The sequence below is a fragment of the Mariniflexile fucanivorans genome (genome assembly GCF_004341235.1).
GTDB classification, from domain to species: Bacteria; Bacteroidota; Bacteroidia; order Flavobacteriales; family Flavobacteriaceae; genus Mariniflexile; species Mariniflexile fucanivorans.
In genome coordinates this window covers 116,221-141,575 of record NZ_SLUP01000002.1, presented here as the reverse complement: position 1 = coordinate 141,575, position 25,355 = coordinate 116,221, and the positions used below count along the sequence as shown (strand labels likewise).

The 25,355-nt window shown below is 32.6% G+C and carries 22 protein-coding genes; 19 read left to right on the top strand and 3 right to left on the bottom strand.

Annotated features, from left to right (window positions below; all coding sequences use genetic code 11):
• Positions 1 to 54 precede the first annotated feature (54 nt).
• A complete protein-coding gene (locus EV196_RS04080; RefSeq protein WP_132215202.1) occupies positions 55 to 885 on the top strand; it encodes a CvfB family protein in 831 nt (276 codons plus the stop codon).
• On the opposite strand, the gene EV196_RS04075 is transcribed toward EV196_RS04080, so the two are convergent.
• Positions 882 to 1,304 (bottom strand): hypothetical protein, encoded by a 423-nt coding sequence (locus tag EV196_RS04075; protein WP_132215200.1) that lies wholly within the window; start codon positions 1,302 to 1,304, stop codon positions 882 to 884. The genes EV196_RS04080 and EV196_RS04075 overlap by 4 nt on opposite strands.
• A gap of 295 nt (positions 1,305 to 1,599) precedes the next feature.
• Between EV196_RS04075 and mnmE the strand changes: the two genes are divergently transcribed.
• The 16 genes from mnmE (at position 1,600) to EV196_RS04000 (ending at position 20,916) form a co-directional block, all read left to right on the top strand.
• The gene (gene mnmE, locus EV196_RS04070; RefSeq protein ID WP_132215198.1) at positions 1,600 to 2,997 is read left to right on the top strand and encodes a tRNA uridine-5-carboxymethylaminomethyl(34) synthesis GTPase MnmE; all 1,398 of its coding nucleotides are present in this window, start codon (positions 1,600 to 1,602) and stop codon (positions 2,995 to 2,997) included.
• 231 nt (positions 2,998 to 3,228) lie between these two features.
• Entirely contained in the window at positions 3,229 to 3,588 is a 360-nt protein-coding gene (locus EV196_RS04065) for a helix-turn-helix domain-containing protein (RefSeq protein WP_243652175.1), read from the top strand.
• A 7-nt stretch (positions 3,589 to 3,595) separates the two neighbouring features.
• The gene (locus tag EV196_RS04060; protein WP_132215194.1) at positions 3,596 to 4,702 is read left to right on the top strand and encodes a site-specific integrase; all 1,107 of its coding nucleotides are present in this window, start codon (positions 3,596 to 3,598) and stop codon (positions 4,700 to 4,702) included.
• 1 nt (position 4,703) lies between these two features.
• Positions 4,704 to 5,774, top strand: coding sequence for a DUF6617 family protein (locus EV196_RS04055; protein ID WP_132215192.1), 1,071 nt, complete (start codon positions 4,704 to 4,706; stop codon positions 5,772 to 5,774).
• A 119-nt stretch (positions 5,775 to 5,893) separates the two neighbouring features.
• Positions 5,894 to 6,196 (top strand): helix-turn-helix domain-containing protein, encoded by a 303-nt coding sequence (locus EV196_RS04050; RefSeq protein WP_132215190.1) that lies wholly within the window; start codon positions 5,894 to 5,896, stop codon positions 6,194 to 6,196.
• A gap of 3 nt (positions 6,197 to 6,199) precedes the next feature.
• Positions 6,200 to 6,478: a helix-turn-helix domain-containing protein gene (locus EV196_RS04045; RefSeq protein ID WP_243652174.1), complete on the top strand. Its 279-nt coding sequence runs from the start codon at positions 6,200 to 6,202 to the stop codon at positions 6,476 to 6,478.
• Positions 6,475 to 8,757, top strand: a complete 2,283-nt coding sequence (locus tag EV196_RS04040; RefSeq protein WP_132215188.1) for a DUF3987 domain-containing protein — start codon at positions 6,475 to 6,477, stop codon at positions 8,755 to 8,757. The genes EV196_RS04045 and EV196_RS04040 overlap by 4 nt, the downstream gene beginning before the upstream one ends.
• Positions 8,758 to 8,926: 169 nt before the next feature.
• Entirely contained in the window at positions 8,927 to 10,456 is a 1,530-nt protein-coding gene (locus tag EV196_RS04035) for a class I SAM-dependent DNA methyltransferase (RefSeq protein ID WP_132215186.1), read from the top strand.
• A complete protein-coding gene (locus EV196_RS04030) occupies positions 10,453 to 11,721 on the top strand; it encodes a restriction endonuclease subunit S (protein ID WP_132215184.1) in 1,269 nt (422 codons plus the stop codon). The genes EV196_RS04035 and EV196_RS04030 overlap by 4 nt, the downstream gene beginning before the upstream one ends.
• Before the next feature lie 57 nt (positions 11,722 to 11,778).
• Entirely contained in the window at positions 11,779 to 12,198 is a 420-nt protein-coding gene (locus EV196_RS04025; protein WP_132215182.1) for a GxxExxY protein, read from the top strand.
• Positions 12,195 to 13,229 carry a virulence RhuM family protein gene (locus EV196_RS04020; protein WP_132215180.1) on the top strand — a complete coding sequence of 345 codons (1,035 nt, stop codon included), beginning with the start codon at positions 12,195 to 12,197 and terminating at the stop codon, positions 13,227 to 13,229. The genes EV196_RS04025 and EV196_RS04020 overlap by 4 nt, the downstream gene beginning before the upstream one ends.
• A 187-nt stretch (positions 13,230 to 13,416) precedes the next feature.
• On the top strand, positions 13,417 to 16,593 hold the full coding sequence (locus EV196_RS04015) for a type I restriction endonuclease subunit R (protein WP_165876099.1): 3,177 nt from the start codon (positions 13,417 to 13,419) through the stop codon (positions 16,591 to 16,593).
• A 19-nt stretch (positions 16,594 to 16,612) separates the two neighbouring features.
• A complete protein-coding gene (locus EV196_RS04010) occupies positions 16,613 to 18,643 on the top strand; it encodes a Piwi domain-containing protein (protein ID WP_132215176.1) in 2,031 nt (676 codons plus the stop codon).
• A gap of 233 nt (positions 18,644 to 18,876) precedes the next feature.
• Positions 18,877 to 19,032, top strand: coding sequence for a hypothetical protein (locus tag EV196_RS19845; RefSeq protein ID WP_165876098.1), 156 nt, complete (start codon positions 18,877 to 18,879; stop codon positions 19,030 to 19,032).
• Positions 19,033 to 19,038: 6 nt separating this feature from the next.
• Positions 19,039 to 19,647, top strand: coding sequence for an N-acetyltransferase (locus EV196_RS04005; protein ID WP_132215174.1), 609 nt, complete (start codon positions 19,039 to 19,041; stop codon positions 19,645 to 19,647).
• Positions 19,648 to 19,785: 138 nt separating this feature from the next.
• Positions 19,786 to 20,916, top strand: coding sequence for a hypothetical protein (locus EV196_RS04000; protein ID WP_132215172.1), 1,131 nt, complete (start codon positions 19,786 to 19,788; stop codon positions 20,914 to 20,916).
• Positions 20,917 to 21,363: 447 nt separating this feature from the next.
• On the opposite strand, the gene EV196_RS03995 is transcribed toward EV196_RS04000, so the two are convergent.
• Both EV196_RS03995 and EV196_RS03990 read right to left on the bottom strand, forming a co-directional pair.
• Entirely contained in the window at positions 21,364 to 21,675 is a 312-nt protein-coding gene (locus EV196_RS03995) for a hypothetical protein (RefSeq protein ID WP_132215170.1), read from the bottom strand.
• Between the two features lie 276 nt (positions 21,676 to 21,951).
• Complete coding sequence (locus tag EV196_RS03990; protein ID WP_132215167.1) at positions 21,952 to 22,755, bottom strand: hypothetical protein; 804 nt, start codon at positions 22,753 to 22,755, stop codon at positions 21,952 to 21,954.
• Between the two features lie 717 nt (positions 22,756 to 23,472).
• Between EV196_RS03990 and EV196_RS03985 the strand changes: the two genes are divergently transcribed.
• Together EV196_RS03985 and EV196_RS03980 are read left to right on the top strand one after the other, a co-directional pair.
• Positions 23,473 to 24,582, top strand: a complete 1,110-nt coding sequence (locus EV196_RS03985; protein WP_132215165.1) for a sensor histidine kinase — start codon at positions 23,473 to 23,475, stop codon at positions 24,580 to 24,582.
• Positions 24,579 to 25,295 carry a LytR/AlgR family response regulator transcription factor gene (locus tag EV196_RS03980; protein ID WP_132215163.1) on the top strand — a complete coding sequence of 239 codons (717 nt, stop codon included), beginning with the start codon at positions 24,579 to 24,581 and terminating at the stop codon, positions 25,293 to 25,295. The genes EV196_RS03985 and EV196_RS03980 overlap by 4 nt, the downstream gene beginning before the upstream one ends.
• Positions 25,296 to 25,355 lie beyond the last annotated feature (60 nt).

Below are 25,355 nucleotides of genomic sequence, written 5' to 3'. Positions count from 1 at the left end.
GAACGCCCAAATACATTTATTTAGAAATATGATGAATATTGTTACCTTTGCGGCATGATAAGAATTGGGCAAGTTAATACATTGGAAATACTACGCGAAACGGACCACGGCGCGTATTTGGTAGATGCAGACGGTAATGAGGTTTTATTACCGAATAGGTATGTGCCAGAATCGTTTCAAATTTGGGAAAAATTAGACGTTTTTGTTTATTTGGATAACGAAGAACGCCCTGTTGCAACTACCGATATGCCGTATATTAAGGTGGGTGAATTTGCCTTATTACGTTGTAATGCGGTGACTGAATATGGTGCGTTTTTAGATTGGGGATTGGTGAAAGAATTGTTTTGCCCATTTAAAGAGCAAGCTTTTAAAATGAAGCCAAAAGGATGGTATTTGGTTTATTGCTATTTGGATGAAAAAACCGGCCGATTGGCAGCGTCGAGCAAAACCAATAGTTTTTTGGATAATAAAGTGCTTACGGTGAACCAATTTGACGAAGTGGATTTGATTGTGTCGCATCCATCGGATATTGGTATGAACGTAATTGTTAATAAATTACACACTGGATTGATTTACAAAGACCAAATTTTTACCGAATTGAGTGTTGGTGACAAACTGAAAGGTATTGTTAAAAAGATAAGACCAGGAAATAAATTGGATATTACCTTGGGGCAAATAGGTTATAGAAATATTGAGCCTAATGCCGAACGTATTATGCACGAATTGCACGATAATAGTGGTTTTTTAAATTTAACGGATAAATCGGATCCTGAGGTTATAAAAGAAGTGCTTCAAATGAGTAAAAAGAACTTTAAGAAAGCCGTGGGTACGTTGTATAAGCAAAAACAAATTGAGATTAAACCAGACGGTATTTACTTAGTTTAAATAGCTAAATCGCATTTTCTTAACTTGTAAGTTAAGGCATCAATAGCTTCGTGTAAGTTATCATAATTTATAGTGTCATTTTCGCAAAAGCTATTTTCAATTACAGCATTCATTTTACTTGCAAAGTTATGACCTACGACAGCATAAGCACATAAATTTTTCGATTTTTCTCTAAATAAATCGATATCTAGTAGATTTACGGAATATGAATTGACTCTGTTCGCTATCACTCCAAAAGGTTTGGAGTAACCATAATAGTTATTTAACTCGTCAAATATTTGATCGGAATTATAAATATCTATATGCACCCCTTCATTAAATTCTACCACAGCAAAATTGTGGAAAAAATAAATATCTCCTAAATTTAATTTTTTTGAATTTAAAATATGGTTTGAAAAAACAGATGCACTAATTTTCATGGGTTATTAATTATTTAGCTTATACTTTTAAGACACTCTAATTTATTAAAAGTCACATGGTTAAAAATTATTTTTTTTAGTTTAAAATGAGATGTTAGGCAAATGCGCTATGTATGCATAGTATTTTTAGGGGTTACTGACGTTTTATAGGTTTTAAAAGGAGCGGTAAATAAATTATTTTTTTTTGTTATTTGATAATAAGTCAAAGTTTCAAAATCTATTATAAATCATATTGGCCTATATTTTTATAAATTATGCGTGGTATTTAGCATGTCAAATTTAGTATTTTTGCTGCATGATACATCAAGACACCATAGTAGCACTAGCAACACCATCGGGTGCCGGTGCCATTGCCGTTATTCGCTTATCAGGAAAAGATGCGATTGTAATAGCAGATACTTGTTTTAAATCGGTAAAAAACCAAAAGACGCTTAACCTTCAAAAAACACATACCATACATTTAGGTCATGTTATGGATGAAAATAAAATTATTGATGAGGTTTTGGTTTCTGTATTTAAAAACCCGAATTCTTATACAGGTGAAGATGTGGTTGAAGTGTCATGTCATGGCTCTAATTATATTCAGCAGGAAATTATACAATTATTTCTTCGGAAAGGATGCCGAATGGCAACCGCAGGTGAATTTACATTGCGAGCTTTTTTAAATGGAAAGTTAGATTTAAGTCAGGCAGAAGCTGTTGCCGATTTAATATCTTCAGATAATGAAGCGTCACATCAAATAGCGATGCAACAAATGCGTGGTGGTTTTTCATCTGAAATAGCTAAACTTCGTGAAGAACTTTTAAATTTTGCATCTTTAATAGAATTGGAATTAGATTTTGCAGAAGAGGATGTAGAATTTGCCGATAGAACCCAGTTTAAAGATTTAGTAGAACGCATCAGTTTTGTTTTGAAACGTTTGATAGATTCGTTTGCTGTTGGTAATGTGATTAAAAACGGGATTCCTGTTGCTATTGTGGGCGAACCAAATGTAGGAAAATCAACGCTTTTAAATGCGCTTTTAAATGAAGAACGCGCCATTGTATCACACATTGCAGGAACAACAAGAGACACTATTGAAGACGAAATTTCTATTGGAGGCATTGGTTTTAGATTTATTGATACAGCTGGTATTCGTGAAACCAAAGATGTTGTAGAAAGTATTGGAATTAAAAAAACTTTTGAAAAAATTGATCAGGCACAGGTTGTTGTTTTTCTGGCGGATAGTACTAATTTTAAAGATGAATCGTTTGTTCATACTTTTAAAATAGAAATAGAAAAAATAAAGAATAAGTATCCATTAAAACCTTTATTAATTGTTGCTAATAAAGTTGATAAATTGGATGACAAGCACATAAAATTTCTTGAAACCGATATCCCTAATATCCATTTGTTATCTGCTAAAAAAGGAATTGGAGTAGATACTTTGAAAGAAAAACTTTTAAGTTTTGTAAATACAGGTGCATTAAGAAATAATGATACAATTGTAACTAATTCAAGGCATTACGATTCGTTATTGAAAGCTTTAGAAGAAATTGAAAAAGTAAAACATGGTTTAGAAACAGGTTTGTCGGGCGATTTGTTAGCGATTGATATTCGGCAAGCATTATACTATTTCGGTGAAATTACTGGAGAAATTACAAGCGATGATTTATTGGGTAATATTTTTGCGAATTTCTGTATCGGAAAGTAATAATCTTTCTTTTATTACGTAACTACTTGTTTTTGTTGTGTTTATGTGAATTATTCTTCTTTTATTTGTTGCCAAATAACTCTTTATTCGTTATATTTGTTGTTCAATTGTTGCCCACTAATGTTTTTTGTTGCCCTAATCTATAAGCAACAACATAGGCGAAATGATGCTACATATTGCAACACATCGCTACATTAAGCAACATAATGCAACATTATTATGAGTAGCAATATGGCAATTCCAAAAACCTGTTCTTACTGTGGTAAGGCTTTTATAGCTAAGACCACTTTAACCAAATATTGTTGCCATAAGTGTAATTCTCGACATTACAAGCAAAAGATAAAAGAAGCCAAAATACAAACCTCCTTAATTGAGCAACAGCAGGCAATGCAAAGTCAGCAAACTTTGCAATTAGCAAACACCAACTCTTTAATTTCAAAAAACTTTTTATCTATTCAAGACACTGCTGAATTAATTGGTGTTAGTCGATGGACTATAAACAGAATGATAAAACGAGGAGAACTACAAATACACAAGTTTGGAAGAAAGAAAATAATTCAACGAGCACAAATAGATAAACTTTTTAATTGATGGTATTATGAAAGTTACATTAAGACAAAGACAGAAAGGCAACAAAATCAGTTTGTATCTGGATTACTATAAAAATGGTAAGCGAGAATATGAATATTTAGGTTTATATCTCATGCCAGAACCTGAAAAAGGAAAACTAACTAAAGCCGAAAAAGACGAAAACAGTAAAATTTTTAATCTTGCTGAAAGTATTCGTTCTAAAAGACATTTAGAAATTCAGAACGGATTATACAATTTCAATGACCAAGAAAAGTTAAAAGGCTTTTTTATTATCTATATGGAAACTTTAGCGGAAAAACGACTAGAAAGCAAAGGTAATTATGGCAATTGGGATAGCAGCATCAAGCATTTAAGAAAGTATTGTCCAAAGGATATTTCATTTTCACAAATAGACAGTAGGTTTGTTGAGGGTTTCAAAGATTACCTAACAAAAACCGCCAAAACTCCAAGTGGTAAGAACCTATCTGATAATTCGGCGCACTCTTATTTCAATAAATTTCGTGCAGCTTTAAAACAAGCTGTTAAAGATGGTATCATGCGTTCCAACCCAGCAGAACAAGTAGAATGTTTACCACAGGGCGATAGCGAAAGAGAGTTTCTAACATTAGAAGAATTGCAAAGCATCATAAAAAACGAATGTGAAATTCCAATTCTAAAAACAGCTTTTATTTTCAGTTGTTTAACGGGTTTAAGATGGTCAGATATAAACAAGCTTGTTTGGTCGGAAATACAACATTCTAATGATTATGGGTGGTATATTCGTTTCAGACAAAAGAAAACCAAAGGAGCAGAAACTTTGCCAATGTCAGACCAAGCACGTGATTTATTAAAGGAGATAGGAGAACCGGAAGAAAGAGTTTTTAAAGGTTTAAAGTACAGTGCATGGCATAATCTAAAATTACAACAATGGGTAATGAAAGGGGGCATTAGCAAAACGATTACATTTCATTGCGCGCGTCATACTTATGCAACGTTGCAATTAACATTGGGAACTGATATATTTACGGTATCAAAATTATTAGGCCATAAAGACATTAGAACCACACAAGTATATGCCAAAATAATTGACGAAAAGAAAATGGAAGCAGCCAATAGAATCAAACTCGATTTATAATATGGAATTAACTATTTTTAAAAGTGTTATCTACGGAGAGTTGAAACCCTGGGCAAGTAATGCTGTTAATGATAAATTTTACAGACAAAATTTATCATCAAACTTTATGAAGCCAGCACATAATATAAACGAGTATTATAATGCATTAAAAGAGCTTCTTAATAGCAAACCTAACTTATTCAAAGAAGATGGCTTAGAAATCTATTTGCAGCAGAAAAACAACGGTACAAATCATGAAATACTATATCCATTAGTTGAAACGTCGTTAATAGAACCAATTACAACAACACAAAAGTTTTATCACTTCCTTTTAAAAAATGAGACAACACGATTAACAAATAGAATTTTCGAATGTATTAATAAAGACATTGGAGAAATTCAAAAAAAAGAAATGATCCAAAACCTTGTTAAATCATGCAAACACATCTTGTTCTGTATCGGGTCGGATAAAGAAAAATTTCCTAAAACAGAATTAACAGATTATGTAATACCTCAATTAATTACCAACGTAATTCGATTGCTGAAAGAAACCGAAAAATTATATCCTCAATTCCTTTCAGAACTACCGTCAAACAAAAACGAGTTATACGGCGAACTACTACAACAACCAATTCCAGACATAGATATTGAAAAAACAACACCTGAATTTCAAACAGTGAATAACATCCTTTTAGGGAATGACAGTTTTAAACTTGAAAAAGATACCCGATTATCATTCGTGTTCAATGGAGATGCAATTAAATTAAAAACAGTCATAACTGCTTTGAACAGAAATATTGAGCTTCTGAATGAAGACAAAACAACAATTGAAAACTTATTAAGTGTTTTAACAAGTAAAGATTTAAAACTTGGTGCACCACAAATTCATTTAGGCTGCGAAACAACACAATTCAGTTATATAGTTAATAAATTAGGATACCATTTCAGTAATTTTAACCCTACGTCCATAGAACAATCCAATTTATTTTACTCTAAAAAAGGAACAGTGCTTAATCGTAACAATCTATATAAAAACAAAAACAACTTTCCTAAAGAACAAGATATTATAGATAACATAATTAAACAACTATAAATAAAAACAGTAAGATGAGTAAGATATAGTAGTAAGATGTTACTACCTAACTAATTACCATAGTGTTATAAAGGAATTTAGCTCTCAGAAATGATTGTTAAACCTTTAAAAATAACACCATGAGTAACGAAATTTTAATTTTAGAAAAGCTCGATAAACTTGAGCAAAAAATAGAGGCACAAAACCTCTTAATGAAAGAAGTGCTAAACTTCAATGATGCCTGTAATTATTTAGACATAAGCGCATCACACCTCTACAAATTAACCAGTCAGAAATCAATTCCGCATTTCTGTCCACAAGGTAAAAAACTCTATTTCAATCGTACAGAATTAGACGAATGGCTGCAACGCAATCGTCAAACGCCTACCGACGAAATCGAAACCATGGCAGCAAACTATTTACTAACTCATAAAAGAAAGTAAGCCATGCCATTCTACGAACCTACAGAAAAAATGTTCAAGGAAATCCAAGAGCAGTTAAAAGAACTCACTGTTATTCTCAAAGAAAAACAGCAGATGCACCCAGACGATTTATTTTGCGACAATCAAGAGTTTATGCAAATAATGAACATAAGCAAACGATTAGCACAAACCTGGAGAGATAGCGGATTTATTGGTTATTGTCAGTTAGGCAATAAAATCTATTACCGCCTAAAAGACATTCAAGACTTATTAAACGATAACTATAAACCGAAGAAAAAATGAGCGAAGTCGTAAACAACAAGCTGGTGGTAAGCGTGTATCAAAATTTCGGGACCAAGTTAAAAGATAGAAGTCTTATTGAAATACTTCAAGAAATCAAATCCGATAAATACCAAAGTGATATAAATTCTATCCGATATGCCATACATAAAGGTGACGAAAAAGTAGCTGATGAAATCAAAAGTGGTTTACTAGCATTTACGATGTCTGGAACGTTTGGAAAAAGCAGAACCAAAGCAAATATAAAATCCTATTCTCAAATTATAGGTTTGGATTTCGACCACATTCCAGTAACAGAACTCAACACAATGGTCACATTAGTAAACGATTGTAAATACACGTTTGCATCATTTATAAGCCCAAGTGGCGAAGGAATTAAAGTATTCATTAAAATCAATTCAAATGCAGCACAACACACAACAGCATACAATCAAGTGGCTAATTTTTATAAAAATCTATCAGGGTACGATTTTGACCCAAAATGTATTGACATTACCCGATTATGTTTTGTTTCTTTTGATCCAGAAACTTATCTAAATGAATCGGCAACAATGTTTGAAATTCAAGAAGAAGTAGAACAGCTTCCAAAAGAACACAAACTAGAACCTCAAAGTTTCGAATCCACAGACACCTTATTGGAAAAATGTCTAAAATTCACAGAGCAAAAAGAACAATACGCCAACGGAAACAGAAACAATTTTATGCATCTGTTAGCATCTAATGCCAACCGTTTTGGTATTAATGAAGCTGATACACTTGACTTTTGCATCACAAATTTCGATTTAAACGAAAAAGAAATTAAAGCATCCGTTCAAAGTGCCTACAAAAACCAAGCTGCAGACTTTGCAAAGTTTGCCGACTTTGCAAACCGCAAACCTATACAGCAAGCGGTATTGAAACCCATAGAAAAAAAAGAAACAACAGACGATGAAAACTATCTTCTTAATACGCCAACAATTCCGCAATCGGTTTACAATAATTTACCACTCATTCTAAAACAAGGTGCAGAAGCATTTACTGAGGCAAGAGAAAAAGACACATTCTTAACAGGTGCTTTAGCAGTTTTGTCTGGCTGTTTACCAAATGTAACAGGCGAATACGGCGGCAGAACGATGTACCCACATCTGTTTTCTTTCATTCTAGCACCTGCGGCGTCAGGCAAAGGGGCATTGCAATCATCTAAGGAGTTAGCTGATAAATACCACGAAGAAGTCCTCAAAAATTCAAGAGAACAAAAAAAGGAATACGACAAAAAAATAGAAGCCATTAAACACGCCAATAGATTTAAAAAGAAAGGGGATACCCATCAAGAAGAAATGCCTGAAGAACCGCCTTTTAAGGTCGTATTCATTCCTGCCAATACCAGCAATGCTAAAATTATTCAACACCTACAACAAAATGAAGGTTCTGGAATTATTTGCGAAACCGAAGCCGACACCCTAGGGCAAGTTTTCAAAAACGATTGGGGTTCTTATTCCGATTTACTCCGTAAAGCATTCCACAACGAAAAAATATCCATTTCAAGAAAAACCAATAATGAATATTTCGAAATTAACAATCCACGATTAGCCGTAGCACTTTCAGGCACGCCACAACAAGTATACAATATCATATCCTCGGCAGAAGATGGTTTGTTCAGTCGGTTTATTTTCTATGTGTTTAAAACCAACAGCAAATGGATAGATCCTTCTCCCTTTGGTTCAAGGGTAAATTTAACCGACCATTTTGCAAAATTGTCCATAGCAGTGTATGAAATGGTGTTGTTTCTCGATAGCGGTAAAACAACAGTGCATTTATCAAGAGAACAATGGGATAAATTCAACCCCGTGTTCAGTGAATACCTAAACCAAATTAGTGCTTTTGTTTCCGAAGATGCCCAAAGTATCGTAAAACGCTTAGGGGTCGTATTGTATAGAATATGCATGATTTTCACGGCCATTCGTAAATACCAAAATCAAGAACAGGGAACAGATATACAATGTCTAGACGAAGATTTCGAAATAGCCCTGCAACTCATAGAAGTCTATTTAAAACACAATATTTTAATGTTCGAAAACCTGCCTAAACAAACAAATGAAGAACAAGGTCCTTTCAAATCTGGCCAAAATAAAAAACGGTTTTTTGATGCGTTACCCAACCAATTCACAAGAAAAGAAGCCGTTGAACTTGCAAGTGCTTTTAATATGGCAGAAAGAACAGTAGGAACCTTTCTTAAAAGTTGTTTAGGTAAGTACTTGCAACAGCCTGAATATGGGGTATATAAAAAAACAGAAAGCACCTAGAATTTTAATAAAATAAGTAGATTCTTTATTTTAGAGTTAACCGCTTAATAAACGTCATATAATTAAATAGATGAAATTTTAAACAAATAAAAAAAAGCAATAAAAACTATATCGAAATTACTTACTTTTAAGCTTTAAAAATAACCTATCACACAGAATAACATATCTAATGGCGAAAACCGATAATTCCTCTTTTGAACAAAAACTCTTTAAATCAGCAGATAAACTGCGTAAAAATATAGATGCTGCCGAATACAAACATGTTGTATTAGGTTTAATATTCTTAAAATACATTTCGGAATCGTTTGGTGAATTATACGACGAATTACAATCCGACGAATATTCAGACCCTGAAGACAGAGACGAATATCTAGCGAAAAACACGTTTTTTGTTCCTAAAGAAGCACGTTGGAATCACATTCACGCAAACGCAAAATTACCAACAGTAGGGCAAACCATTGACGAAGCCATGCAAGCTATTGAAAGTGAAAATAAAGATTTAAAAAACGTATTACCTCAGGTATATGGTAAAGCGAATCTAGATAAAACAGCTTTAGGAGAATTAATTGATTTAATTTCTAATACAGATTTACAAGCCGAAAACGAAAACTCTAAAGACCTTTTTGGTCGCGTATACGAATACTTTTTAGGGGAGTTTGCCAATGCTGAAGGTAAAAAAGGAGGTCAATTTTACACACCAAAATCAATTGTAAAATTGATGGTAGAAATGATTGAACCCTACAAAGGAAGAGTCTATGACCCTGCTTGTGGTTCTGGAGGTATGTTTGTAATGAGTGAGAAATTTGTAACCGAACATCAAGGGAACATTCAAGACATTACAGTATACGGACAAGAAAGCAACCAAACCACTTGGAAATTGTCTAAAATGAACCTTGCCATTCGAAACATCAACTCTAAGTTTGTGGTTTGGAATACAGAAGGTACGTTCTTAAAAGATGCACACCCTGACTTAAAAGCCGATTATATATTAGCCAACCCACCCTTTAACCAAAGCGAATGGGGAATAGATATTTTACAAGAAGACGGACGCTGGAAATACGGAACCCCACCAAGCGGTAATGCCAATTACGGATGGATGCAGCACATGTTGTACCATTTAGCACCAAGAGGTGTTATGGCAACTGTTTTATCTAATGGTTCTTTGAGCTCGAATACTAGTGGTGAAGGAGAAATTCGTAAAAACTTAATAGAAAACGATTTGATAGAATGTATTGTGGCATTACCTAAACAATTGTTTTACAATACAGGAATACCAGCTTGTATTTGGTTTTTACGTAGAGAAAAAGCCAACCACAGTAAAGAAGTATTATTTATAGACGCTAGTGAACTGGGCTTCATGAAAGACCGTGTTCACCGTGATTTAGCAGAAGAAGACATAGACTTAATTACAAATACTTACCACAATTGGCGTAACGTCATTGCGAGTGAAACGAAGCAATCTGCCTATCAAGACATCAAAGGTTTTTGCAAATCCGCAACTATTGAAGAAATAGAAAAACACAACCACGTACTTACTCCTGGACGTTATGTAGGTATTGAAGCGGTAGAAGACGATGGTATTTCTTTTGAAACTAAAATGGAAGCATTGACCACTAGCCTAAAACAGCAAATGGATAAGGAAATAGCACTGAATAACGAAATTGCTACACAACTGGCTAAAATTGGTTTATCGTTATGAGTGAAGTAAAAAATATTTATACTGAGCCTAGTCGAAGTATACCAGATGGATGGGTTGAAACAACTTTGGGTGAAATATGTAACCCAAAAGGAGGTAAAAGACTACCAAAGGGAATGACTTTGGTTAATTATAAAACTAATCATCCATACATAAGAATTACAGATTTCAATGGTAATCAAATTAACAAAAACCAACTTCAATATGTAACTGATGATATTTTTAAGCATATATCAAGATATATTGTAAATGAAAATGATGTAGTAATTACAATTGTAGGCACAGTTGGTTTAGTTGCTCAAATAGATCGAGAGTTAGATAAAGCAAGTCTTACGGAAAATTGTACCAAATTAGTTGATTTAAAAAATGTTGATCATTCTTATTTGTATTATTTCTTAATATCAAAGAATGGTCAAGATGAGATTGTCAAAAATACTGTGGGTGCAGTGCAAAAAAAGTTACCAATATACGGTGTTCAAAACATTAATATAACATTACCAACAATACCAGAACAAAAATCCATAGCCGACATCCTAATCGCTTTTGACAATAAAATAGAATTACTACAAGCCCAAAACAAAACCCTAGAAGAAACAGCACAAACTATATTTGCAGAATGGTTTGGAAAATATCAAATTGAGGATGAATTGCCGGATGGTTGGAGAGTTGGGAAGTTGGGGGATTTGGTTATAAAAATTTCAAAAGGAACAACTCCAACAAAAAATGATTTAATTGGCTTACGGGGAGAAGTACCCTTTTTAAAAGTAAAAGATATTTCTAATGATGGATTAATTTTAAAAAACAATTTAGAATTAATTCCAAAAATTATACACGAAAATCAATTAAAAAGATCAATACTAGAAACAGATGATGTATTATTTTCAATTGCTGGCACAATAGGAAGAATTGCAATTGTTGATTTAGAAATGAATAATTCAAATTGCAACCAAGCTTTAGCTTTTATAAGATTAAAAGACAAACATAGTTTTCTTGAATACATTCATTTGTGGCTTAAAAGTAAAGAAACACAAGATGTAATAATTTCTAATATCGTTCAAGGTGTACAAGCAAATGTAAGTTTAACCGTGCTTAGTAATTTATTATTATTAATTCCAAGTTTAGAAAGCATTAATAATTGGTGTAATTTAATAAAACCAATTTATCAAAAATACCAAACAAATACCAAACAAATCCAAACCCTCACCAAAACCCGTGATGAATTATTACCACGGTTAATGAGTGGTGAGGTAAGGGTGTCTGAACTATGATTTTTTTAATGATTTTATGATTACTGTGATTTATAAATAAAATTAAAAACTAAATTTATGATAGATGAAACTTATAAATATTCTGATATAACCTCCAAAATAATTGGCTTGGCTATGGAAGTGCATCGTCAATTGGGTAACGGTTTTCAGGAAGTTATTTATCAGAGAGCATTAGAAATAGAATTTAGGAATAATGACATTTCGTATTCAAGAGAACACGAAATGCCTGTTTTTTATAAAAATCATCAAATAGGTTTGCGTAGAGTAGATTTTTTAATTCAAGACACCATTTCGGTAGAATTAAAAGCAATTATCGAATTGCAAGATGTGCATTTGGCACAAGCCATCAATTATCTAGAAGCTTATGATTTAGAAATTGGTTTGTTAATTAATTTTGGAGCAAAATCATTGCAGTTTAAAAGACTCAATAACAAGAAGTTTAACCAAAAAAATCAAGAAAATCCAAATATCAAATGAATCATAGTTCAGACAAATTGATACGAAATAGCACCACCGAATTTTTGATTTTTACCGCACAAGCTGGCGAAAGCAGCATCGAGGCACGCTATGAAGACGAAACAATATGGTTGAGCCAAAAGTTAATGGCAACGCTTTTTGAAGTAGATGTTCGTACCATAAACGAACATTTAAAAAATATTTATACCCAAAAAGAACAAACCGAATTGGCAACTATCCGGAAATTCAGGATAGTTCAAACCGAAGGCAATCGAGAAGTAAATAGAGAAGTAGCCTTTTATAATTTAGATGCCATCATTTCTGTTGGATATCGAGTAAACTCGATTAGAGCAACCCAGTTTAGGCAATGGGCAACCAAAGTCCTTAAAGATTTTGCTATAAAAGGTTTTGTTTTAGACAAAAAAAGATTAGAAAACGGTTCTTTTCTTAATGAAAATTATTTTGAAGAATTACTTGCCGAAATTCGAGAAATTCGATTAAGCGAACGAAAATTTTATCAAAAAATAACCGATATTTACGCAACAAGTCTTGATTACAACAAAGATGCGGTTTCCACCAAAGCTTTTTTTGCAAAAGTGCAAAACAAACTTCATTTTGCTATTCACGGGCATACAGCCTCGGAACTCATCTATAAAAGAGTAGATAGTAGCAAGGATAAAATGGGTTTAACCTCTTGGAAAAATGCACCCGAAGGAAAAATCATCAAAACAGATGTTGCCATTGCCAAAAATTATTTAAACAAAGAAGAGTTAGAATCATTAGGCAAAATTGTGAATGCTTTTTTAGATTTGGCAGAAAACAGAGCACAACGAAAAATACCAATGACGATGCAAGATTGGGCAACAAGAATAGACCAATTTTTAGCTTTTGACGAAAGAGAAATATTGCAAGATGGTGGGAAAATATCAGTACAAATTGCCAAAGAAAAAGCCGAAACTGAATTTGAAAAATACAGAATAATTCAGGATCGGTTATTTGAAAGTGATTTTGATAAAGAAATAAAACGATTACAAGATAATGATGAAGAATGAAATATTTTAAAAGAATACGAGGAGTATATAAATGCCGAAACCGCTGATTAAGGCGGCTTCTTTTCTCATTTAACACTTGGTCATTGAGATGGTGCAAAGATACATTATGTTTTAATATAAGCAAACGGCAACATTTTTAATAATAACAATGTAAAGTACAATTAAATACATTTTTAAATAAATTAAAATGATTAATGAAAACCACATAGAACAATCATTAATTGGGCAATTACAAGAGCAAGGCTATACCTATTATTATGGTCCTGATATAGCACCATATAGTGATAATCCCCAAAGAGAAAACTTTGCTTCGGTTATTTTAGAGAATCAGTTTAAGGAAAGTTTAAAAAAACTAAATCCTAATATTCCAGAATCGGCAAGAGTGGAAGCATACCAAAAAGTGCTCCATTTGGGTACAGAAGATAGTATGGAAAACAACGAACGTTTCCATAACTATCTAACCAATGGCGTTACGGTAGAATATACAAAAGGGGAAAACACTATTGGTATTCCGGTTACTTTATTAGATACTCAAAATATTGAAAACAATAGCTTTTGGGTAGTCAATCAATTAGTGGTTAAAGAAAATAATACCGAAAAACGTTTTGATGTCGTAATCTATGTAAATGGGTTGCCCTTAGTTTTTATAGAATTAAAAAATGCCACAGATGAAAAAGCAACAGTCTTAAAAGCATTTCAACAAATACAAACCTACAAACAAGCAGTTCCTAGTATTTTTTATTACAATGCACTATGTGTAATTTCCGATGGTATAGATGCAAAAGCATCTAGTATTTCGGCGCCTATAAGTCGGTATCTTTCATGGAAAGCTCCAACTGCTGCAGAATATCTAACAGAACCAAACCAAGAAAATTTTGCTATGGCCGCAGAGCCTTCACAAAATTATGGTGCTACAGACTTGCAAATTTTAACCAAGTACATGCTAGATAAAAAAACATTAATAGAATTAATACGCTATTGTACCGTTTTTGAATCAGAAGAAAAAAAAGATGCCAAAACAGGATTAATTTTTCAAACCAAGGTTAAAAAAGTAGCGGCCTATCATCAGTATTATGCAGTACAAAAAGCAGTAGCACAAACCATACGAGCAACACATAGTACCGATGGAGACAGAAAAGCAGGTGTTGTTTGGCATACACAAGGTAGTGGTAAATCATTAACAATGGTGTTCTATAGTGGTCAAATAATTACGCATCCACTAATGGAAAACCCAACCATTGTAATGCTAACCGACCGTAACGATTTAGACGACCAATTATTTGGAACCTTTGGTAATTGTATTGGCTTGTTACGTCAAAAACCCATTCAAGCTGAAAACAGAGAACACATCAAAGAATTATTAAAAGTGTCTGGTGGCGGTGTCATTTTTACTACCATTCAAAAATTTTCACCAGAAACAGGCAATGTGTATGATACCTTATCAGAGCGAACAAATATTGTTGTAGTGGCAGATGAAGCGCACCGTAGTCAATATGGCTTTAAAGGTCGAGAAGTTGAAACGGAGGAAGGTATGGAAACACGGTATGGCAATGCGAAGTATTTACGTGACGCCTTACCTAATGCGTCTTATATAGGCTTTACAGGAACACCCATAGAAAAAGAAGACAAATCAACACCAGCAGTATTTGGCGATTATATAGACGTTTACGACATCAAACAAGCCGTAGATGATGGAGCAACTGTACCTATAAGTTATGAATCTCGTTTAATAAAAATTAAATTAGACGATGCCACAACAGCCACGATTGATGCTGAAATTAATGCGATTTCTGGAGCTACAGAAGAACAATTAGAAAAATCCAAGCAAAAAGTAGCGACTATTGATGCCGTTGTGGGTCATCCAGACCGATTAAAAGACATTGCAAAAGATATTGTTTACCACTTTGAAAAAAGACAAGAAGTGTTTGAAGGCAAAGCAATGATTGTTGGTATGACGAGAACGATATGCGCTAAATTATATCAAGAAATTATAGAGTTAAAACCCGAATGGCATAATTCCGATATAGACAAAGGGAAAATAAAGGTGATTATGACCAGTGCTTCGGATGATATTGCTTTGTTGCAACCACACCATACAACAAAAAAGCAACGTAAAGATTTGGCAACAAGAATGAAAGACCCTAATGATGAACTAAAATTAGTCATTGTTAGAGATATGTGGCTAACGGGGTTTGATGCTCCTAGTTTAAACACCATGTACATTGATAAAAAAATGCAAGGGGCTAACTTAATGCAAGCCATTGCAAGAGTTAACCGTGTATATAAAGACAAACCAGGCGGATTAATTGTTGATTATATAGGTATTGGTCAAGATTTAAGAAATGCCATGGCAATCTATTTACAAAGTGGCGGTGAAGGAACACCCATATTTGATATAAAAGAGGCCATTGCAGGAATGAAAGAGAAGTTTGAAGTGATAGAGCAAATGTTTAATGGTTATGACTTCAAAGCCTATTTTAAATCAGAAACAGCACAAAAATTACAAATACTATTAGGGGCGCAAAACTTTATGTTATCAAGTGATAAATTAAAAGAACGATTCTTAAAAGAAGTGACTTTATTGTCAAAGCTTTTTGCAATGGCTATTCCAAGTCCAGATGCCAATAAAATTAAAGAGGGGGTTGCCTTTTTTCAAGCCGTAAAAGCAAGAATAAACAAATTCACAAGCAATGGAGTAAAGTCTGATTTTGAAGTAGAAACAGCTATAAAACAAATTGTAGACGAAGCCTTATCAAGCGATGGGGTCATTGATATTTTTGAAGCTGCAGGAATAAAAGCACCATCAGTAAGTATTTTATCAGACGAGTTTTTGTTGGAAGTAAAAAACATGCAACAAAAAAACCTCGCGTTTGAATTGCTTAAAAAATTGTTAAGTGATGAGGTAAAAGTGCGTAAAACAAAAAACCTAGTGCAAGGTAAAAAGTTCTCCGAAATGTTAGAATCTGTTGTAAAACGCTACCACAACAACCAAATCGATTCGGCACAAGTATTAGCAGAACTTTCAGAGATTGCAAAAGAAATGCAATTAGAAGATAAAAAATCAGATGACTTAGGTTTAACACCTGAAGAATATGCTTTTTATACGGTTTTAAAGGATAACGATTCCACTTCTTTCTTACAAGACGATAAAATGAAAGAACTAATTCATACGATTGTTGATTTAGTAAGAAAAAATGCAACTGTAGATTGGAGTAAAAGAGACGATGTTAGAGCCACTTTAAGATTAGCTGTAAAGAAAATATTAATGCGTTATGGGTATCCACCAGACATTGCAAGAATCCAAGCCGATAGAGTAATTGCGCAAAGTGAGAGTTTAGCAGACGTGTTTTCTAGAGAAAATTAAATTATTAAACGGTGATATTTTGGAAAATCTTAAAATTAACATCCTACCATTCAAACATCCTGAATTAATTAAAGAATTTGGGTTTTATAAAGATAAAACAGAAGGGTTTTTTCCTATTCACAGAGCACAGTTGCCAAATGAGGTATGGGATAATTTTAAAACAGAGTTGCAAGACCTCAAATTCTTGTATTCCAATTTTTTAGATACCCAAAACTGCGATATGTTGGCTAAGGTAGATATGTACCAAAACACAACCTTTGCAAAACACTACTACACCCAATTAGTTTATAATTATTTTACGCCTATTGCCGATGCTATTAAATGCAATTACGTAAAAGATACGGAAGTTTGGTTTTTAGATACGAAAGTAATGGCAACAGGTTATAAAACCTATAATAAATATACCTTAAAAATAGAATTTTCAGGGCTAACAAAAAGTCCAGCATTATTACTATCGTATGATGGTACTTCTAAAGTAGCCACAACAAGCATTGATAAAATAAATATCCCTTCTAACTATTTTAAAACAGTAGTTTACAAAAAAGAAATAATCAAATTCAATCAGCTTTCAGAAGAAGCAAAACAAAATATAGAGCAGGTATTTCCATTGCTAAACATACCTATTAAAAACCACCTCGAAATACCAAATAGCATACCTAAAAAAGGCAATCGTTACAAACCCTATTTCAAGCACATAACAGATTTTTACAACAACTATTTAAATACAGCAGCGTTTAAAAAGGTATTGCCTTTAAGTGAAAAAGGGTTTTTCACCGTTCCAGAAAAAGAAATCCATCATACGAATTACAAATCAAATAATTTAAGGTTCTTCAATAATACCGAAATAGACCCTAAAGTAGGTATGAAAAAAATGGGGCCATACAAAGCAAGTCCACACCCCAACGTTCGTTTTTTCTTCATTTACCACAAACCAGACCGTAAAGAGTATGTGAAAAAATTATACGATTATTTCGAAAATGGCTATAAAGAATTCTTTCCGCCACTTAAAAAACACATTAAACAACCATTCTTTATGGACGAGAATACCAGTTTAGCGTTTGAAAGTCCTGCAACGGCAATTAAAGAGTTAAAACACCATTTAATTAATCTAGAAAAAACACCAAATACAAGATACGTTGCCATTTATATAAGCCCAATCCACAAAGAAGATGAAGATAATAAGGAGCTTTACTACCAAGTAAAAGAAGAACTCTTAAAACATGAAATAACCTCTCAAGTAATTTTTAAAGAAAGCATCAGTAATGCCTATTTTGGAGCTTTTTTAGAAAACATAACACCTGCATTATTAGCTAAAATAGACGGCATTCCTTGGCGATTAGACCGAGAGTTAAAACAAGAGTTAATAGTAGGCGTAGGGGCTTTTAAATCATTAGAAACCAACACACGTTTTGTGGGTAGTGCCTTCTGTTTTAATAATAAAGGGGAATTCAAAGGTTTTGATTGTTTCAGAAACAACGAATTCGATTTAATAGCCGGAGCAATTGGTAAGCAAATTTTAAAATTTGTAGTGGATAATGATAGAAGTACAGTAGAACGGTTAATAATTCATTACTACAAACCAATGGGTAAAGAGGAAATCGACCCCATCCAAAAAGTATTGGAAACATTAGGTTTAAAAATTCCAGTAATCATAATAACAATCAATAAAACAGAATCAAATGATTATGTCGCTTTCGATACGAGTAGTGAAGCTTTAATGCCTTTAAGCGGAACCATTATAGAAATAGCAAAACTAAAATACCTACTATTCAATAATGCCAAATATAGCGCAAATGGGCAAACAACCGACCATCCATTCCCAGTAAAACTTACCTTATTCTGTACAGAACAAGACTATTTCGAAGATATAACGGTAGTTAAAGAATTAATAGATCAAGTATATCAATTCAGCCGAATGTATTGGAAGTCCATAAAACAACAAAATCTACCAGTAACCATAAAATACCCCGAAATGGTAGCGCAAATATTTCCTCATTTTGAAGGAGACAAACTACCAGATTTTGGAAAAAACAACCTTTGGTTTTTATAAACGCGTCTAAAGTAACAAATGGTTGTGTTTAATGAAACACTTAGTAATAGTAAAGATAAACATCTAAGTAATGTAACTTTTAAGGATGTAGAACGTCTAACTTATAAAGGTAACAGTAAAGAAACTAATGCTTAAAAACATAGTAAATCATTAAGCGATAGTTAATAAGTTACTAAATAAGATACAACATATGAAGCAATATTCTATATTTGCATCATTAAACTAAATTAATTATGGCAATTGCAATTAAATCAATACCTGTTTTAAAGGATAGAGCGGCACAAGCTTTTACTGAATCAGTTAGGGTTAATACAGCAAATAAATCTAGCGTAGATTTTTCCAAGCAAGCCACTGTTGCATCTAAAATTTTAGCTAAAGCTAAATTATAATTAAAATTGGGTTTCCTACTCAATAAGTGCACTTTCAAAGTTTACAATAGTGAACTTATAAATTCCTGCGCACCTTTCGATTGTGATAATCCCGATTTAAACGACTTCTTTCGTAACGATTCTTTAAAGTATCATGATGAATTATTGGGCAAAACATACTGTTTTACTTTAGATGAAAATCCTGAAATAATTGTATGTGCATTTACCATTTCAAATGACAGTATAAAAACTTTTTTGTTGCCAAATGCAAGGAAGAAAAAAGTTATCAAAGATATTCCACGAGAAAAAACAATGAAATCCTATCCAGCGGTATTAATAGGTCGTTTGGGAGTAAACAAGAAATATCGTTTTATAGAAGGAGAAACAGAAAGAACAGGGAAACAATTAATGGATTTTATTAAATCTTGGTTTATAGATGGTGCTAATAAAACAGGATGTCGTTTCATAGTTGTTGATTCATATAACGATGTAAGCCCACTGCGGTATTACACAGAAAATCAGTTCATCCCATTATTCAGTTCAGACGAACAAGAAAAGGAATACACAGGTATTCCCATAGATACCATATTAGCAACTAGGTTAATGTATTTCGATTTAATTGTACTTAAAAGATAATGATCAAACCTCTATTATCTGAAATAATCGATTTTATTAAAAATATTCCTAGCATCAATTAGTTGTTTACTCCATTGAGTTAATATTATCTTACTCATGAATATATTTTACCTTTATATGTATATAAAAAGGTATCATATGACAACTATAGAATTAACACGAAAAGAAGTGTACGACTTAGTTTGGTCAACCACACTATCTAAACTATCCAAGGAGTATGCTTTATCTACTGAAGGAATAAAGAAAGTTTGCAACGAATTTGAAATACCAATTCCAGGAAATGGCTATTGGTCAAAATTCAAGTACAATAAAAAAGTACATATAGAAAAACTAAACAGTAATTTTAAAGGTGAAGATAAAATAACAATACCTATAAGGGAAGATGGTAATTGTGTAAACCTAGACCAAAAACCACTAACGATTCTAACAAAACAAATCGAAAACGACCCAAAAGCGCCCCTATCAGTACCTTTCAAACTAAGCAAACCAGATATTTTAATACAAAACACAAAAGAAATACATTCTAAAAGAAAAAAAGAAACGTATTATCCTCATGAAAAGACAGATAGAATTAGCATTTATGTTGAAGAAGCAAATTATAATAGAGCACTTTTAATAATGGATACGCTCATAAAACTGCTTAGATTTAGAGGGCATTCATTCAAAAGAGATAGAAATAATTCGGGTCCAAATATTATAATAAAAGAAATTGAATTCCCATTTCATATACGAGAAGTACAAAAAAGAATACCACCAGTTAAACAATACGACAGTTCAACCTATGTGCCAACAGGAATACTTCTTATAAAAATTGGTGAAAGCTTTAGAGCAATAGAATGGAAAGATGGCCATATTAAATTAGAAAATCAATTAGCTAAAATAGTAGCTAAACTAGAATTAGAAGCCGATAAAGAAGTGCTATGGAAGGAAGAATGTAGATTACATGCGATTCAAAGAGCAGAAGAGGAAAAAATAGAAAAAGAATTTAAAACACGAAAAGAAAAAGAAATAATTAAAACCAAAAAGTTGTTTTCAGACGCAGAGAAATTTGATAAAGCAACAATATACAGAAACTTTATTGTGGCAACAGAGCAGAAAGCAATCAAAGAAAACAACCTTACCGAACAACTTAAAGATTGGATAAAATGGGCAAACGAAAAAGCAGATTGGTTTGATCCTTTCACAAACAGAGAAGATGAATTACTAAATGAATACGACAGAGACGAATTTCATAATCAAAAACAATCTAGCAACTATAACAAGTATTAAATAAAAGAACCCACCCAAGCCCAAGCTTTGCCAACGCTCCTGCGGTTTTGGCTTTTGCCAACGCTAAAACAGCACATTGCTTTTTTTAAAAGAGTTAATAATTTGATTTTTGTTTTTTATAAAAAAGCAAAGAGCTGTTCCCACCCCTCAAAGCCAAAACCACACCCAAGCTATGTTACATAATACAAGTTATAATACTTCCCTTTTTTGGTTGCACTAGCGTGCGTTTTATTATTTCGGGCGTAGTTATAACTGGTATTATGTAAAATATCCGACATACCCCACGCTCACATCCGTAACAGAACAGTATTTAGAATTAAATAGGAACATTTTAATCGGTATATTTTTTCATTGTTTTTTGAAGATGCTGCGACGTTTCTAAACAACATGAGTACTATACCGAAAACATCCATTTCAAAAGAAAATCAGGCATCCTCAAAAATCAAATTAGCCCACAAGAGTATAGTTTTTTATTTGCCAGAAACGGATGAGGTTATTAATTTCAGTAAAAGCCGATGCCAAAACGTTTTCAAGCGAACTATAAATAGGTATTAAATCACCAATTGCCATCATTTTATATGGCATCAGCTTTTCCTTGAAACCAATCACAAAAATCCAAGTAAGCAAATAAAAAAATATACACTTGTTTCGCTGCTGCCAGCGCACTACGATTGTTAATAATTGGGGAAATCTTCCATTTCCCCAAACCCCTATGGATGCAATTTTTTTTAAAATAACGCCAAATATTTTTCCTTCCAATTGAAAATAGGAGGTAAGCATTATTCCAAAAAAAACAGCGAGAGTTTAAACCCATCCGAATGGTCATTTCAAATTTGAAAGTTTAGGCACATTTGCAATTGCTAAATAGATAATAACCTGATTTTTTTAACTTTATCAATAGATACTTAGGACATATTTCTACAATAAGCCCTACATATTTGCACATTATAGATAAATGAATGCAAAATAAAAAAACCCTCTCTTTCGAAAGGGTTAACGTTTTAAAAGTAATAAACTTTACAAACTGATGGTCTTTTAGAATACCTCCTGTATTTTCATTGCATTTCCTGCGTTGAATAAATAATAATTTACTCCGACTTGCTGATAAAATTCAATTCCAATAGATCCTAAAACAGCTACATTAACTGTTATTGTTGGAGCATTTGGCAATGTCGCAACAACTTCAATTAATGCGGTTTCAGCATTAATAGGAGTGTAATCTGAATAGCCAATATTTGAAGTTTCATTTAAAATAGGTTCAGCAGCTTCATAAGCTCCAATTGCAGGATTAAAAACAAAATCAGAAATCACAGACAAAGCATTGATAATTCTGAAATGTGTAGCTCCCGTCGGAATATTTAAATAATTAAGGGGATTAAAAGCAGGTACGCTTAAAGTGCTTTCGTTTCTATCTACGTTAGGAGTTAATGTAAAAGGAGCGCTAAAAACACCATTAAAAGAAATGTTACGATTAAAATCTAAACCTTTTAAATATTGTGGTTGTTGAGAAACTAATACAGCACGTTGACCTCTGGCTTCAGAACCATCCTCGATATTTATTTTTTTCATTATAGCGGTTAAACGCCCTGTAAATTGACTATCAGTCATTTGTTTCATCAAAGCTGATAATCCCACTCTAACGGATTTTCCCGCATTAGCACAAGCTGCAAACTCAGACATGTTTTCTCGAGTACGAATGAATCCAGGTGCAGTTTTTATTTGTTCCGCAGTAGGTCCACCTTTCAGACCTGCAAAGTAACCTTCGTTACCTTTAATTTTGAAGTGACGAACTTCACCTAACGTCCCAACATATTTAATATGTCCTTTCTGTCTAGCCATTGCTATATGTTTTTTGTTGATTGAAAAATTTCATTTAAATTTACATCATAACAGAATGATATACAATAAGTTAAATAATGTAAAATGATGCAGTTCAACGCTAAGGAAACAACAACTATAAAAAAGCTTCTATAAAATGTAAAGTTTATTATATTGATGTGAATTTTTTAAAATGTAATTGTATTAATTTTTTTATTTTTGAACACTATAGACATTTTTTGTGTAAAAAAGGGCTTTTTAAAGCCATGAGGTGAAGTGTTTTGTTAAATGTTGCCAATGATATAAAGAATAGAATTTGTAAGTTAAAAACAGCTTAATTTGATTATATTCTATAGTAAGGTATCTCTTAAGTATTTATTTATATTTGCCTTGAATTTATTAATGTTATACGTATTTTGATGGCTATTTGTTGCCCAATCTTCGGAAACCGCTGTAAAACCTATAAACTTCAAATATTGTATCGGCAAATAGATTTACATGTATGATTTCATCTTAATTATACAGAGTTCTTGTGCGTTTTATTCTGCAACGGATACTACGGTTTATGAGTTATAACATTATAATCTTTTATCGGTTGCAATTGAACCTTTTTAACAGAAGTATTTTTAATTTTCATTGATTCAAATCAACTTTCTATTGATATTATTTGAATACTATAAATAGAAATAGCACCTTTGATTCATTGCTAATTAGCGTCCATTAAAAGGTCTATTAACTATGAATCAAAAAATATTAAATAAAAAACGCTCTCGATTTTTTGAGTCTATTTTTATCCTTCTGTTTTGGACACTACTTTTTGTTTTACCGCTATTTTATCAATGGATTAATAACAATACCATTCGGTGGAATGTGATTTTTAACGTTTGGATTGATTACTTACCATTATTAATTATATTCTGTGTAAACAGATTTATTTTAACACCTTACTTACTATTTAAGAACAAGAAAATTATATATATATTAGCTGTTATTGTGGTTATAGGATGTACCGTTTTAGGGTCTATTTCTATTCGGCAAGCGATTGGTTCTCAAAATATAAATCCGCCACAGCGAAATACAGGACTTCAATTTCCAAATTCAAATAAAGCAGTTGGGCAACCAGGGGATTTTGGGCGCCAAGTTCCTGCAGGAACTTTTCCACCGTATGTCAATTTAATTCTATTATCTATTTTATTAGTGGGCTTTGATACAGGCATGAAAACCTCTGTAAAATGGGCAGAAACCCAACAACAAAAAGCCGAAGTTGAAAAAGAAAGCATTAAAAATGAATTGGCCTTTTTACGCAACCAGGTGAGTCCTCATTTTTTAATGAATACCCTTAATAATATTCACGCTCTGGTTGATTTTGACACCAAAGAAGCCAAACGTTCTATTGGAAAATTGTCTGTTTTAATGCGACATTTATTATATGAATCTAGCGATAAACCGATACCATTAACCAAAGAAATTAAATTTATAGAGAGTTATGTGGAACTTATGAAGTTGCGTTTTCATGAAGACGTAAAGATTCAATTGAATCTCCCTGAAAATCCGCCAAATATTTCCATTCCAACACTCTTATTTACTAATATTCTGGAAAATGCCTTTAAATACGGTATAAGTTACGAGCAAAAATCGTTTGTATATATTAACCTCTTTATTCATGAAAATGAACTTGAATTTACGATTCAAAACAGTGTACACGACAAATTAAAATCAATTGAAAAATCAGGAATTGGTATTGAAAATACAGAGAAGCGTTTAAAATTATTGTATAATGGTAACTACGTATTTACAAACACAGAGCATGAAAATGTATATAATTCAACTATAAAAATACCTATATGATAACTTGCATAGCTGTAGACGACGAACCTTTAGCACTCAGACAAATTGTGTCTTACATTGAGCAAACGCCTTTTCTTCGGCTTAAAGGAAAGTTTACCAATGCTTTAGGGGTTAGTAGTTTTTTAAATGAAAACCCGGTTGATTTGTTGTTTCTTGATATTCATATGTCCGATTTAAACGGATTGGAATTGGCTAAGACTTTGGTAAATCCACCTCGCATTATTTTTACCACTGCGTATAGTGAATATGCCATAGAAGGTTACAAAGTAAACGCCATAGATTATTTATTGAAGCCAATTGAATATGTAGACTTTTTATTGGCATCAAACAAAGCGTCAGAAACTATAAATAAGGAGCGACAATTTGTAACTACGGTCAAAAAGAAAGATGATTTTTTATTTATAAAATCGGGTCAGCAACATATTAGAATTCAGTTTAAAGACATTAAATATCTTGAAGCACAAAAAGAATATGTATCTATAAATTTAGTGCATGGCGAACCTGTAAAAACATTACTTCGTCTTAAAAATATTGAAGATATTTTACCCAAGGAGTACTTTATGCGCATACACCGTTCTTTTATAGTTAACCTGAATCATATTGTTACCGTCGAGCGGAATCGGATTATTTATGGTCCAAAAGAGTTTATTGTAGTTAGTGACACGTATCAGGAAGCTTTCAAGACTTTTTTGAATAATAATTTCTTTAACTAAAATTTCATTGATAGAAAATGCCCTTCTATTGATTTTATTCTTTTTCTAACACATAAATAC